This is a genomic window from Leifsonia sp. 10L418 (assembly GCF_056395445.1).
Map to the genome: position 1 here is coordinate 70,603 of NZ_JBFTJN010000003.1, position 13,756 is coordinate 84,358.

Here is a 13,756-nt window from a genome sequence, read left to right on the forward strand (position 1 = left end):
CTCACGCTTCTGCGGCTGCCGATGACTCGGCGGCCGCAGTTCGGTGTGGAATCGTGAGCGCGGCGCCGACTGCGGCATCGAGACGCGACGTCATCCGCATCCGCCTGTCATGCCAGGGGCTCGGTCCCGCCGTCGCTGCTGATGCGACCGGGCTGAACGGCCCGCTCTGCACTCCGGCCGATGTCGTCGAGCGTTTGCTCGCGGTGCAGGCACAAGATCTCCCTGCAGCGGCCTGGGCGCTCGGCGTGCGCTCCCCCGGTATCAGCCGGGCCGACGTCGACCGAGCGATCGACGAGGGAAGCATTCTGCGTTCCTGGCCGATGCGTGGGACCCTGCATTTCGTGCCACCGGCCGACCTGAACTGGATGCTGCAGCTCACGACCTCGCGGCTCATGGCTGGTACGACGACCCGGCGCATGCAACTCGACCTCGATCTGGCAGCGATCGAGAAGGCGCGAGTGGTTGCCCAGGAGGCGTTGGCCGGTGGACGCGCATTCAGCCGGGCCGAGTTTCTTGCCCTGCTTGAGTCCAACGGCATTGCGACGGCGAATCAACGCGGCTATCACCTGATCTGGCACCTCGCACAAAGCGGCACGCTCTGCTGGGGTCCGCGGATCGGCAACGCACAGGCTCTGGTTCTGCTCGACGAGTGGGTGCCCGCCCCTCGCCGACTCGAGCGTGACGAAGCCCTCGGGGAATTCGTTCTACGGTACTTCGCCGGGCACGGCCCGGCGACGTTGAAAGACTTCGCCTGGTGGGCGAAGCTCACCGTCGCCGATGCGAAGGTCGGCTTGGCTGTGGCGCGGGACAGGCTCATTGAGATTCGGCTCGATGAGGTGAGCTACTTTCTGCCCGCTGAGGCCGACACCGGTTCCTGGGGAAGCCCTCCCGGGCAACGCTCCCCCGTGCTCGCACTCGGCGGCTTCGACGAGATGCTGCTCGGCTACACCGATCGCAGTTTCGCCGTCGCCGATGAAGACCTCTCTCGCGTTGTGCCGGGCAAGAACGGCATCTTTCTGCCGCTCATTCTGGAACGCGGTCGGGTGATCGGAACCTGGCGCCGCCAAAAGACAGGCACAAGGGTGACTGTCGAGCCGCAACCCTTCGCCGGGCTGACCGGGCGCCAACAGGCGAGCTTCGCGCGCAGCATCCGGGAGTACCAGACGTTTCTCGGCACGCCGGTGCAGCTCGTCGAGATGGCGACTCAGTCCATCACGTGACGGCCCCATGTGGTCATCAGCTTCGCCGTTGCAGAAGGTTACCGAGCTAGAACGGCACCGGGATGGCCGGGTTCGAAGGTCGGCGCACCGGGTCTCGACAAGCTCGACCACCGAAACGGATAAGTGCGGCATCCCAGCGGACGGCGTCCGGCAGTCGGCGTCCCGGTGTGGGGAATCCCGCTGGGCGTGCGGGATGGCGCACGCCGACAGGGATTCCCCACGCCCGGGTGGCGGAGTTGTCCTCTCCGGCCGGCGAGGAGCGAAGGCAGACCGAGACGCGCCCGGGGTGCAAGACAGGCAGCACTAGCCTGGAAGAGTGCGATTGACTGCCAGGTTCCAGAGCAACAACCGAGTGCCGCTGCTTCAGGCTGTCAAGACATCAGTGGCGACCGTCCTCGCCTGGTTCGTCGCCCAGCTGCTGCTGCCCACCGAACTTCCGATCTTCGCGGCAATCGCCGCCTTGCTCGTCGTGCAGCCCAGCATCAACCAGTCGCTCGGAAAGGCAATCGAGCGCACGCTCGGCGTGGTCGGCGGCGTGCTGGTCGCCTACGGCATCGGTTTGCTCTTCGGAAACTCGAGCTGGATCGTGCTGATGGCCGTCGTGCTCTGCATCTTCCTCGCCTGGGCGCTTCGCCTGAATCCCGGGTCGTCGAACCAGTTTCCGATCAGCGCGATGCTCGTGTTGTCGATCGGCGCCACCACCCCCGCCTACGCGTTCGACCGCATCATCGAAACGTTCATCGGGGCCGGCATCGCCCTCGTCGTGAACATTCTGATCGTGCCGCCGGTGCTGTTGACCCCGGCACATGATTCGCTGACCCTCTTGGCCCGGGAGGTCGCCACCACGCTCGACCGGGTGGCCAGGGCGCTCCGCGCACCCCAGACCAACGCAGCACTCGCTGAGATGATGATCGAGGCGCGGCTGCTGCGCCCGATGCTCGGGTCGGCAGAGAAGGCCATCGTGCAGGCCGAGGAGAGCCTCACCCTGAATCCGCGACAGGCGTCCTACCGGGTGATCCTCGACGCGGAGACGGTGCGATACGAACGTTTGAAGGCACTCGTGACGCGCGCGATCGGCATGACCAGGGCACTCCACGACCACTACGACGACACGCTCTACCGTGAGCCAACCGTGCAGGCGCTCTCGCTCGAACTCGAGCGTGCCGCTCATGACCTGCGCCTGCTTGCGCGTCAGGATGAACGCCCGGATGAGCGCGTTCCGGCCGAGGAGGACTGGGTATTGGCCGAGGACCCGGCGCTCACGGCGCCGTTGGTGATCGCCGCCCCGCCACCCCAGCATTGGATCCTGATCGGCTCGCTCATGGAAGATCTCCGTCGCGTGCGTGAGGAAATCACCGGCGAGTAGTCATAACCGGGGTTGAGAATGCCGGGCATGAGAAAAGGGGCCCCACCGAAGCGGGGCCCCTCATTCACAACCGACGATTAGTCCTGGTTGAGCACTGCCTGCAGTTCGAGCGTGATGGTGACCTTGTCACCGAGCAGCACGCCGCCGGTTTCAAGCGCGGCGTTGTAGGTGAGACCGAACTCTTCACGGTTCACGACGGCTTTGGCGGTTGCGCCACCCTTGTAGTTGCCGTACGGGTCGCTGCCGAAGCCGCCGAATTCGAAGTCGAACGTGACGGGCTTGGTCACGCCCTTGATCGTCAGGTCGCCGTCGATGAAGAAGTCGCCCTTGACCTCGCGCACGCCGGTCGAGACGAAGTCGATGGTCGGGTAGGTCTCGGCGTCGAAGAAGTCGCCGGTACGGAGGTGTCCGTCGCGGTTCGCTTCATTCGTGTTGATCGAGGCGACAACGGCGGATGCGGTGACGGTCGAGTCGAGCGGGTTCTCCGCAGTGACGAACGTGGCGTTGAAGCTGTCGAACGTGCCCTTGACCTTGCTGATCATGATGTGGCGGATGCTGAAGCCGACCTCGCTGTGCGTGGGGTCGATGGTCCAGGTGCCAGCCTTGTAGCCCGGGATGGTGGTCGTGATCGTGTCGGTCATGCGTTCTCCTTATGTGACAGGTGTAAGTCAATCGAGAGGTTTTCGCCTCCCACAGATGTATGCAAGCGCATAGAGTCTCGAGATATTCCGATGTCACCCAAATCTTTTTCGAATTTCTCGAAACATCCGGTTCTGGGGCGCGTCCCTTGCAGCTTCGGTCTCAGCGCGGCCCGTTAGGCTCTCGTTACGGGAGGTCGGCGTGTTCACGAATGAGAAAGCGGCTGAGGCGATTCTGATCGCCGGCGGCGGGCGCGCCATTTTGCTGCAGCTGGCCAACCCGGCCATCGGTCATGGCGTGGCCCATCACAGCGACTTCACCAATCGGCCTCTGGACCGTCTGCATGCCACACTGACGTATGTCTATGCCGTTTCGTGCGGTACCCCGGCAGAACTGAAGGCCGTGCGCCGCCGGGTCAACCAGGCTCATGTTCCGGTTCACAGCGCCCACGCCGAGGAATCCGCCGACCATCCGGCGTACAACGCGTTCACGCCTGAGCTTCAGTTGTGGGTGGCGGCGACCCTGTATGACTCGGCAATGACCGTGCACGATCACGTCTTCGGCCCGCTCAGCGACGCCGAGGCCGACCAGATGTACCTCGACTACGCGGCACTCGGTGCGGAGCTTCAAGTTCCGCGCACGCTCTGGCCGGCCGATCGCGCGGCGTTTGCCGCCTACTGGAACGATCAGCTCGCACGACTGCAGACCGATGAGACGACGCGCAATGTCGCGGCCCAATTGCTCCACCCCCGCACCGGCCCGTTCTGGCTGCGTGCCGCGATGCCGACGGGGCGCTTACTCACCACCGGATTTCTGCCGCCCGAACTGCGTGCCGATTTCGCGCTGCCCTGGACACCACGCTCGCAGCGACGGTTTGACCGACTGATGCGATTCACCTCCACCGTGTACCCGCTTCTCCCCCGCGCAATCCGGCACTGGCCGAAGAACCACTACCTGCGCGCGCTTCGTGAGTCCATGGTGTGACTTTGCGCCTCGGCCAGAGGGTGCAGGGCAGTACCGAAGCCAGGGTGGCGCAGGTCGCATCCGCAGCTTGGCGGTTCGTCTAGGCTCTCGGTGCGAGCGAAAGGATGCAGATGACGACACACCGGGGCACGTCGAGCTGGCGAGAGACACGGCTGACCGAGATGCTGGGGCTGCGGCTCCCTGTCGTGCTCGGACCGTTCGGCGGGCTCTCCTCCGTCTCGCTCACCGCGGCCGTCAGTAACGCGGGCGGACTCGGTTCGTTCGGCCTCTACGGCTACGCAGCCGAGCGCATCCGCCAGACTGCCGAGCAGCTCCGCGAGTTGACCGATCGGCCGTTCAACCTCAATCTGTGGCTCGACCCTGACAACGCTGCCGCATTGGCGCCGACCGACGCCGAGTTCGCCGCCTGGCTCGAACCGATGCTCCCCTACTTTCGCGAACTCGATGTCGCACCGCCGAGCAAGCCCGATCACTTCTTGCCCACTGTCGAGAAGCAGTTCGATGCGGTCGTTGAAGCGCGACCGGCGGTCGTCAGCTTCGTCTTCGGCGTGCCCTCGCCCGACATGCTCGACCGCTGCCGCTCGACGGGAATCCGCACCGTCGGCACCGCGACGACGGTGGCGGAGGCCGTGGCCCTGGATGCCGCCGGCATCGACGCCATCGTCGCCAGCGGCTTCGAGGCCGGCGGGCACCGCGTCTCGTTCCTGGGCAGCGCCGAAGACTCGCTGATGGGATTGTTCTCTCTGCTGCCGCAGGTCGTCGATGCGGTCGGTGTGCCCGTCATCGCCGCCGGCGGCATCGCCGACGGCCGGGGAATCGCCGCCGCACTCATCCTCGGCGCCGATGCCGCCGTTCTCGGCACGGCCTTTCTCACCACCGACGAATCGGCGATCTCGCCGGGCCACCGGGAACGCATTCTCAGTCCGGACTCGGCCAGAACCGTGCTGACCCGGGTCTACAGCGGCCGGTTGGCCCGCGGCATCCCGAACCGGATGTTCGCCGAACTAAGCGAGCAGACCTCCAGGTTGGCGCCGTTCCCCGCCCAGAACTGGCTGTCCGGCCGGATCAAGGCGGCGGCGATCGCCCGGCAAAACACCGACCTCATGGCGCTCTGGGCCGGTCAAGCGGCGCCGTTGGCGCGCGCCGGATCGGCGTCTTCCCTGATGCAGACGTTGGAGGCCGAGACGGCGGCGCTCCTGGGCTAGGAACTCGACGGGGCGGCGGCGGCGGGCGTTCCAGCCGCAGCGCCGTCGGGATCCCCGTTCGGGAACACCCTCTTGTACTTGCGCCCGTCGGCAAGTTCCACCGTGCGGCTCGCCAGTGCGCCGCGGCTCACCTTGAGATAGATCGCTTGGGCGGTGACGCCGAGCTGTGCCGCGGCTTCGGCGACCGAGAGCCCGGGTAGGTCGGTCGGAACGCTGCTCGGGCGAGCCGCCCGTTTGCGTCCGGCATCATGCCGGGCGGCGATCTCCTCGTCGGTTCCTTGCCACCGCCATTTGGCGGCAGCGGCCCCGAGCCCCGCGGCCTCGGCGATCTCAGTCCAACCGGCACCGGCGCTCTCAGCAGCGCGTGCGCTTGCCAGGGCTGCCGGGTCGGCGTCCAACGCGATCTGAAGACGGCGGAGTGCGCGGAGCCGGGCCAGCGGGGCAGACTCGGGGTCGGCATCCAGAGCGGTCAGCTCGGCCAGCGCCCGGGCTGAAGCAGGCGAAAGAAAAAGTCCCATGGTGCTTTCACGCTACAGGTCGCCCGGTGAAACCACGACGTGGCGCCGCCTACCGCACCCCTCTGATCTTGTAGACGTGGCGGGCACCACTGTCATCGGTGGTTCCGGATGACGTCGCGGTACCACCAGTAGGACTGCTTCGGAATGCGCTCCAGCGTCTCGTAGTCCGTGTAGATGAGGCCGAAGCGCTGAGAGTATCCGACCGCCCATTCGAAGTTGTCGAGCAATGACCAGTGAAAGTAGCCGCGCACATCGACACCGGCATCGACCGCGTCGGCGATGGCGGCCAAATGCGCGCCGGTGTAGTCGATGCGGCGCTGGTCGGCCACGACGCCGTCAGCGTCGGGCCCATCGTTGATGGCGCATCCGTTCTCGGTGATGTAGATCGGCGGAAGCGCGTCGCCGTAGCGAGCCTTGAACGAGGTGAGCAGTTCGGTGAAGCCGGCCGGAATGACGGGCCAGTCGAAGTCGGTGGTCGGGTAGCCCTCGATCTCCTGAATCGCAAAGGGCAGCGAGCCGTCGATCTCGTGGCCGTCGACGAGTCCATTCGACTCCCCCGGTGCGCTGATCTTCGTCGGGTTGTAGTAGTTGATGCCGTACCAGTCGATCGGCACGCTGATCGCCGGCAGGTCATCCTGCGCTCCCTCGGGCAGGAACGGCAGAAGCTCCTCTGGGTACGTTCCGAGCAGAATCGGATCGGCGAAGACCCAGTTGGCGATGGCGTCGTAGAGCCCGGCCGCCTGCTGGTCTTCCTCTTTCTCACTGGCCGCCCAGGTGGGGGCGTGGTTGTTCGCGATTCCGATGTTGTCGACACCGCCGGCGCGCAACGCGGTGACAGCACGGCCATGGGCGAGAAGCTGGTGGTGGGCGGCCGGCAGCGCGCCGAAGCCTAGCTGCTGGCCCGGTGCCTGAATGCCGGCGCCGTAGCCGAGCATGGTCAGCACGACCGGTTCGTTGATGGTGATCCATTGCGGGATGCGATCGGCAAAGTGGGTGCCCATGATGCTGGCGTAGTCAGCGAACCGGTCGGTGATGTCGCGGTTCAGCCAGCCGCCTGCCTCCTCGAGCGCGAGCGGGGTGTCCCAGTGGAACAGGGTCGGGGTCGGCCTGATGCCGGCTTCGAGCAGGCCGTCGACCAGCCGGTCGTAGAACGCCAGCCCCTCGGCGTTGACCGGGCCGCTCCCGGTGGGCTGGATGCGCGACCAGGCGAACGAGAAGCGGTAGGCGTCGATCCCGAGCTGCTTCATCAGACCGATGTCGTCGGGGTAGCGGTGGTAATGGTCGCAGGCGACCTCGCCCGTCTGGCCGCCGAACACACGATTCGGCTCGGCGCAGAACGCGTCCCAGCTGGTCGGCCCCCGGCCGCCTTCGGTCACGGCACCCTCGATCTGGTAGGCAGCCGTCGACACCCCCCAGACGAATGAAGCAGGAAGTGAGGGGAATGCGGAGTTCGACATTGACTACCTTTCACGCGACTTTGCGTTGTTCGGACCTGACGCCTCGGCTCGTTCCGCGCCGACCGCGCCGGAACCCTCTCATACTCGGGGAGAAATGCGAGTGAGTCAAGCGACTGGGTCAGTTGTCCCACTTTCTCAGGGAGTCTGACATCATTGCATCAGCTGATTACGCCGGCAGCGCTTGGCGCTATTTGCTCTCCCCGAGCATCTCGCGCACGAGCGGTGCGACCTGTGTGCCGTACAACTCGATGGCGTTCATCAGCTTCGCGTGCGGCATGGTGCCGTTACTGTACTTCATGTCGAACCGGCTGAGGCCGAGCCCTTGCACCACGGTGACGATCTTCTTCGCCACGGTCTCGGGCGAGCCGACCATGAGCGCGCCCTGTGGACCCGCCTCTTCCTCGTAGCGTTCGCGAGTCATCGGACCCCAGCCGCGTTCGCGGCCGATGCGCGCCTGCATCACCGAATAGTGTGGCCACAGTTCGTCGAGGGCCTCGGCATCCGTCGCCGCGACATAGCCGGGCGAGTGGGCGCCGATCGGCTGGGTCGGCTTGCCGAACTGTTCGAGCGCCCGGTGGTAGAGGTCGGTGAATTGCGCGAAGGCGAGTGGATTGCCACCGATGATGGCGAGCATCATGGGCAGGCCGTAGTGGGCGGCGCGCACGACGGACTGCGGGCTTCCGCCCACGCCCACCCAGGTGCGGAGTGAACCGGATGCCGTCGGCGGGAACACCGACTGGTTCTCGAGCGCACCGCGGGTGCTGCCCGACCAGGTGACGGGCTGCTCTTTCAGAATCTCGGTGAACAGCTCGGTCTTCTCTTCGAAGAGGCGCTCGTAGTCGCTGAGGTCGAGACCGAAGAGCGGGAACGACTCGGTGAATGAGCCGCGGCCGAGGATGACCTCCGCGCGACCGTTCGACACCGCGTCGAGGGTGGAGAATCGCTGGAACACGCGTACCGGGTCGTCGGAACTCAGAACAGTGACCGCGGAACCCAGGTGGATCTGGCTGGTCTGGCCGGCGATGGTCGCAAGCACAACTTCGGGGGCCGAGATCGCAAAGTCTTCACGGTGATGTTCGCCGACACCGAAGAAGTTGAGTCCGACCTGGTCGGCCAGCACCGCTTCTTCCACGACATTGCGCAACACCTCGGGCTGCGACAGCAGCCGCCCGTCGGCGTCGAACGTCACGTCGCCGAAAGTGTCTAGTCCAAGTTCAAGTGTCTGCGCCACGCTGTGATCGCCTCTCGAGTCAATTCTGCTCACCACATACTTCTATGCAAATGCATACACCAAGGGGAACCGAGGGGTCGGCCCGGATATTCCTGAACTCCGCCGACTGCCATCATCCGTTGCTGATCGTCATCCGATCATCGGTCCATGGATCTGGGGTGCTCCGCACCACGGGAAGCCCCAGCACCTGGAGGCGTTCGATCAGCTGCGCGACCTCCCGCACGCCGTCGTGCTGGGTCAATTGTGCGGCGACCCGCGCCGCATTCACCCGAAACAACCGGTCTTCACCCACCGCGTCGACGGCACGGGCGATGGCCGCCGGGCGCGGCCGGCCGGTGCGCAGGTCGATCCCGGCTCCGCTTGCCGCGACGCGTGCGGCGATCTCGGGTTTGTCGATGTCTCCCCCGGCAACGATCAGCGGCACGCCGTGGGCCAGCGCGGCCAGCACCCCGCCCCATCCGCCGTTGGTGATCATCACCGAGACAAGAGGAAGCAGCTCCGGGTAGGGCAGCACATCGGCAACACGTGCGTTCGCCGGAACCGGAAAGGGCAGGGTGGTCACGCCGGGGCGGCCCGTGACCGCGACCACGAGCAGGTTCTCGTCGGCCAGGGCGGTGAGTGTCGGCTTGAGCAGCTCGGTGGGTTCGGTGTGCAGGGTGCCCTGGGTCACGTGCACGACTGGCAGCTCGGCGGCCAAGACGTCGCCCCACCAGGGCGGATGCTGCGCACGTCGCGCCGCGAGCGGGCGCTGGAGCGCTCCGACGAAGTGCACCTGGGGTGGCAGGTCGCGCCGGGGGTATTCCAGCGCTGGGACCCCGGTCGCGCAGATCAGGTATGGCGACCACCAGGCCCGGTCCAGACGTTCCGCGGCGACTGGGAGCCCGACCGCCGCCCGGGTCTGCTCGTAGGCCTTCTGCACACCATGCGTCATGACGGTAGAGGCCGCGCGCAGCAGCCGGTCTCGCAGCCGACCGGCGATTGTCTCCGCCGGCTGCAGCGCCAGACCGGCCGGCGGAAGGTCACGACTCGGCAGCGACAGTGGAATGAGGGAGATCGACGCCCACGGGCAGCCCAGTAGCTCCCCGGCCAGAGCCACGCCTAAGCAGAGTTGGTCGCCGGCCATCACATCCCAGGGCTCGGCGTCATACGCCTCACGCAGGTCGGCGACCTGCCCGGCGGCCGATCGCACGAAGACATGCTCGAGGTTGCCGAGCAGCGCGCGCCGACCGGTTCGAAAGGGCAGGGCCGGAAATGCCGCATGCAGGTCGTGTTCGTCGAAGTCCGGGGCGTGGCGCCAGGGAATCCCGGTGGCGCCGACCTGTTTGAACTGGTCGAGATATCGGGAACCGGTGTACACCCGCACGCGATGCCCGCGAGCGACGAGCTGCTCGACGACGGCAAGAATCGGTGCAACGTGACCGGCAAACGGCATGACACCGATCAGGATGCGCGCCATCACAATCTCCACTCTTCGGGTGAGCGTTTCGCCGCGCCGCCGACCTCGGCGTTCAGCGTGATGTGCGGAAGCGTACCCCGGCAGAGCGTCGCGCACCACAGAAATTTTGGCGGCGGATTACTCCGTGGTCGGGCCCCTGCTCACCGGAGTCTCAACTCGTCGGAGCCCCACTGGGCCGCTACTCGTCGGAGCTTCTATTCGTCCACGGCGTCGAGATAGACCCAGCGTGTGTCGACTCGCACGAAACGGCTCGTCTCGTGCTGCTGCACCCGCTCGCCGTTCTGCCGGCCGTATGCGGTGAACTCGACGATCCCGTCCGTGTCGAACAGCCCGCCGCGCTCGCTGCGTTCGATGTCGAGCCGTCGCCAGATCAGGTCGTCGTCGAAGTCAAGCTCGGTCGGGCGGGTGCGCGGATGCCAGGTGCGAAGCAGATAGGCCGTGTCGCCGACCGCGAATGCCGAGTAGCGCGAGCGCATCAGCAGTTCCGCCGTCGGCGGAGTGGTGCCGTCGCGGTGGTAGCGGCCACAGCAGTTGGCGTAGCTCTCGCCGCTCAGGCACGGGCAGCGTTCGAGCGTCACCGGTGCCATCAGCTGCCCAGCAGTGTGTTCATTTCGACGACCTCGGAGCTCTGCACCGTGATCATCTGCTCGGCCAAGGCACGCAGCTCGTCGAAACCGCCGTTGTCGATCTGGTCCTGGGTCATCGCGATGGCACCTTCGTGGTGGGACTTCATCTCCGTCAAGAACGTGCGTTCCATCTCAGCGCCGGTCAGAGCGCCGAGTGCCTGCATCCGCTCGGGAGTGACCATTCCATTGGCGATGTGCACGGAGTGCTCCGCCAGCAGTGGGCCCTGGTTCCAGGCTGTCGTCCACCCCACCATCACGTCGATCTCATCCTGCTGTCCGGCCTTGATCCGTTCGGCCAGGTCGCGAGTTTCAGACGACACGCCCTCGGCGGCCAGCACAACATCGCTCATGGTCACGGCCTGCTCGTGGTGAGGAGTCATCATCGCCAGAAAGTGCAGGTCAACGTCGTTGACGGATGCGGGTTGCTGCGCAGACGGGACGGCTGAGGAGCCGTCCTCGCCCTGGGTCGCACCCGGCTGGCCGGTCGCCTCGGGCGCGGAGCCGGCATCCGTAGCACAGCCGCCGAGGAGCAGAATGGCCGCCAGCGCCCCCGCGAATGACACAGCCTGTGCGCTACTGACCGACATCGAGTCCTCCTGCGATTGGCCGGGGTACCGTGACGCCCCGGGCTTACCAACCCAGCCTAGGTGGGACATGGCTGGGAGTACGCTGAGCGCCACCCGGTGTCGTGATGAGCATCTTCCAGGGCGCAGATATACCGCAACCTTGGGTCACGACAGTCGGGCCACCCTCTGCGCTCAGGGCGAACCCCGCGCCATTGGCGCCATTGTTGCGATTAGCTGAGGTCATGACGCGCACACTCATTCTTGGGGGGACGGCCTGGCTCGGTCGCGCGATTGCCGAGCAATTGGTTGCCGAAGGAGAGGATGTGACGTGCCTCGCACGGGGCGAGTCCGGAGCGGCCCCGAGCGGTGTGATGTTCGTGCGCTCTGACCGGCGAGCACCTGGAGCATACGATTCGGTCACAGGCGATGACTGGGACGAGATCATCGAGCTCGCCTCTGAGCCCGACCTCGTCACCGGGGCGCTTGATGCATTGGCTGACAACGCGAAGCACTGGACACTGGTTTCGTCCGTCTCTGTGTACGCAAGCAACACCGAATCGGGAGCCGATGAAGACGCCGCCCTCGTGGAGCCGACCGACCTCACGAACTATGCGCACGCAAAAGTCGCAGCTGAACGGGCCACGTCCGCGGCGCTCGGCGATCGCCTGCTCATCGCAAGACCGGGCCTGATCGCTGGACCGGGCGACACCAGCGACCGGTTCAGCTATTGGGTATCGCGACTGGCCCTGGCTTCGCAGGAACCCGTGCTCGTGCCCGAAGTCCACGATCGCGCCGTGCAGTTCATCGACATTCGGGACCTGACTGATTGGCTCATTGCTGCCGGCCGCCGGGGCCTCACCGGCATTTACAACGCCGTCGGCAGCGAACGCGAACTCGCCATGCTGCTGCGTGATGCCGCTCAGATCGCCGGCCATACCGGCGAACTCATCTCGGCCGAAGACGACTGGCTCACCGCACACAACGTCAACTACTGGGCTGGACCCCGCTCCCTGCCGCTCTGGCTTCCCCGTCGCGACTTCGCGTTTGCCCAACGCAGTCGCAGCCGATTCCTCGCCGCTGGCGGCACCGAGCGAAACCTGAAGCAGACACTTGCGGACGTGCTCGCGGACGAACGGACACGGGGACTTGATAGAGGGCGACGGTCTGGTCTCACCCGGGACGAAGAAATCATTCTTCTCGGCGAAATCAGCGGGTAGCTGTCGCTGAGGCCGAGAGAGGCACTGCCGAGTCGGCGAAATTCCGGGTGTTGAGCTCCCCCCACGATCTGCCCAGCAGCGGGGTGAGGGCGATCGCGGCGTAGACCACGCCAACGGCGACCAGCGTGGGCACAAGGCCAGCCTGGCTGACCGCGACGCCACCCAGCAGGCTGCCGATCGGCATGGCGGCGGCGACACCGGTGGTCATTCCGCCCAGAACCCGGGCGCGCATCTCTCGCGGGACCTGCTCATACAGCACGGTGGACAGCAACGGATTGATCGAGCCCGCGGCCAGGCCGGCAAGTGCGAACACAGTGAGCAGAATGGGCGTATCCACCCCGGCCGCCATAGCGACATAAGGCGGGGTGCCCGCTAGAAGAAAGCAGAGTACGAGCGTGCTGCGCCGAGGGAGTCGGTGGCCGAGCCAGCCGAAGAGGCTGGATCCAGCGAGTGCACCGCCGGCGAAGACAGCGACCATCAGGGCGAGCAGCGCGCCGTCGGGAGTGACGGTGCGGGCGTAGACGGGGAAGAGAACGATCAGCCCGGCGGAGTCGAGGCAGTTCGTGACCATGACAAGCAGGACCACATTGCGAAGGAGAGGATTCAACGTCAGAAACCGAATCCCGACCGAGAAGTCCCGCCAGTAGCCTGACCGAGGATTCCCCGGGCCTATCTGCTGCCCGGCCAGCTTCTTTCCTCGCTCTGGGACGCACAACCACAGCAGCAGTGCAGAGACGGCAAACGTCGCAGCATTGAGGAGGAGTGAATTCACGGGGCCCAACCAGACCAGCGAGAGCGCCGCGGCCGAGGCGCCGACCAGTGTGGCGCTGCGCGAGATGGCGGCTTCGGCCCCACTCGCCCGGGGGAGACGGATGCGCGCGCCCTCCGCCAGATCGGGCAGGAGTGCGGATTTCGCGGTGGTTCCCGGCGTGTCGAGCAAGCCACTGAGGAAGACAAGAGTCAGGAGAGCCCAGAATGGCAGACCAACCGTGGCCGCCAGAAGCGGGATGAGAAGCACCGTCATGCCGCTGGCAAGGTCGGCGATGATTGCCGACAGGCGGAATCCCAGCCTGTCAACGAGGACACCGCCAAACGCCCCGCCGAGAATGACGGGAACGGTGACGAAGACACCGGCGACCCCCGTCGCCAGCACCGAACCGGTGTCCTGGAGAACATAGAGCGGAACAACGATCAAGGTGATCGCGTTGCCGGCCAGGGAGAAACCCCGAGCCGCGAGCAATCCGATCAGTGGGAGCCGCCTCACGAGCGGC

General features: G+C 66.0%; 13 protein-coding genes. 5 read left to right on the plus strand and 8 right to left on the minus strand.

Annotated features, from left to right (window positions below; translation table 11 throughout):
* Positions 1 to 53: 53 nt before the first annotated feature.
* A complete protein-coding gene (locus tag AC1DCF_RS08255) occupies positions 54 to 1,220 on the plus strand; it encodes a winged helix DNA-binding domain-containing protein (protein WP_477210594.1) in 1,167 nt (388 codons plus the stop codon).
* Positions 1,221 to 1,536: 316 nt separating this feature from the next.
* Complete coding sequence (locus tag AC1DCF_RS08260) at positions 1,537 to 2,586, plus strand: FUSC family protein (protein WP_441792311.1); 1,050 nt, start codon at positions 1,537 to 1,539, stop codon at positions 2,584 to 2,586.
* Positions 2,587 to 2,663: 77 nt separating this feature from the next.
* Here AC1DCF_RS08260 and AC1DCF_RS08265 read toward each other — a convergent pair whose 3' ends face one another.
* Entirely contained in the window at positions 2,664 to 3,227 is a 564-nt protein-coding gene (locus tag AC1DCF_RS08265; RefSeq protein ID WP_441792310.1) for a YceI family protein, read from the minus strand.
* Between the two features lie 199 nt (positions 3,228 to 3,426).
* Between AC1DCF_RS08265 and AC1DCF_RS08270 the strand changes: the two genes are divergently transcribed.
* Together AC1DCF_RS08270 and AC1DCF_RS08275 are read left to right on the plus strand one after the other, a co-directional pair.
* Positions 3,427 to 4,209 (plus strand): oxygenase MpaB family protein, encoded by a 783-nt coding sequence (locus AC1DCF_RS08270; RefSeq protein WP_477210595.1) that lies wholly within the window; start codon positions 3,427 to 3,429, stop codon positions 4,207 to 4,209.
* A gap of 110 nt (positions 4,210 to 4,319) precedes the next feature.
* On the plus strand, positions 4,320 to 5,414 hold the full coding sequence (locus AC1DCF_RS08275; protein ID WP_477210596.1) for an NAD(P)H-dependent flavin oxidoreductase: 1,095 nt from the start codon (positions 4,320 to 4,322) through the stop codon (positions 5,412 to 5,414).
* Here AC1DCF_RS08275 and AC1DCF_RS08280 read toward each other — a convergent pair.
* The 6 genes from AC1DCF_RS08280 to AC1DCF_RS08305 form a co-directional block, all read right to left on the minus strand.
* Entirely contained in the window at positions 5,411 to 5,932 is a 522-nt protein-coding gene (locus tag AC1DCF_RS08280) for a hypothetical protein (RefSeq protein WP_477210597.1), read from the minus strand. The two genes, AC1DCF_RS08275 and AC1DCF_RS08280, sit on opposite strands and share 4 nt — an antisense overlap.
* Before the next feature lie 92 nt (positions 5,933 to 6,024).
* Positions 6,025 to 7,389 carry a GH1 family beta-glucosidase gene (locus tag AC1DCF_RS08285; RefSeq protein WP_477210598.1) on the minus strand — a complete coding sequence of 455 codons (1,365 nt, stop codon included), beginning with the start codon at positions 7,387 to 7,389 and terminating at the stop codon, positions 6,025 to 6,027.
* 187 nt (positions 7,390 to 7,576) lie between these two features.
* Positions 7,577 to 8,620: an LLM class flavin-dependent oxidoreductase gene (locus AC1DCF_RS08290; protein ID WP_477210599.1), complete on the minus strand. Its 1,044-nt coding sequence runs from the start codon at positions 8,618 to 8,620 to the stop codon at positions 7,577 to 7,579.
* Between the two features lie 112 nt (positions 8,621 to 8,732).
* Positions 8,733 to 10,076 (minus strand): glycosyltransferase, encoded by a 1,344-nt coding sequence (locus tag AC1DCF_RS08295; RefSeq protein ID WP_477210600.1) that lies wholly within the window; start codon positions 10,074 to 10,076, stop codon positions 8,733 to 8,735.
* Between the two features lie 194 nt (positions 10,077 to 10,270).
* Positions 10,271 to 10,663 carry a YchJ family protein gene (locus tag AC1DCF_RS08300; RefSeq protein WP_477210601.1) on the minus strand — a complete coding sequence of 131 codons (393 nt, stop codon included), beginning with the start codon at positions 10,661 to 10,663 and terminating at the stop codon, positions 10,271 to 10,273.
* Positions 10,663 to 11,289: a DUF305 domain-containing protein gene (locus tag AC1DCF_RS08305; RefSeq protein ID WP_477210602.1), complete on the minus strand. Its 627-nt coding sequence runs from the start codon at positions 11,287 to 11,289 to the stop codon at positions 10,663 to 10,665. Before AC1DCF_RS08305 ends, AC1DCF_RS08300 begins: the two co-directional genes overlap by 1 nt.
* A 221-nt stretch (positions 11,290 to 11,510) precedes the next feature.
* Here AC1DCF_RS08305 and AC1DCF_RS08310 point away from each other — a divergent pair, with 221 nt between their 5' ends.
* The gene (locus AC1DCF_RS08310) at positions 11,511 to 12,485 is read left to right on the plus strand and encodes an NAD-dependent epimerase/dehydratase family protein (RefSeq protein ID WP_477210603.1); all 975 of its coding nucleotides are present in this window, start codon (positions 11,511 to 11,513) and stop codon (positions 12,483 to 12,485) included.
* Here the strand turns inward: AC1DCF_RS08310 and AC1DCF_RS08315 are convergent.
* The gene (locus AC1DCF_RS08315; protein ID WP_477210604.1) at positions 12,475 to 13,749 is read right to left on the minus strand and encodes an MFS transporter; all 1,275 of its coding nucleotides are present in this window, start codon (positions 13,747 to 13,749) and stop codon (positions 12,475 to 12,477) included. The two genes, AC1DCF_RS08310 and AC1DCF_RS08315, sit on opposite strands and share 11 nt — an antisense overlap.
* Positions 13,750 to 13,756: the final 7 nt, after the last annotated feature.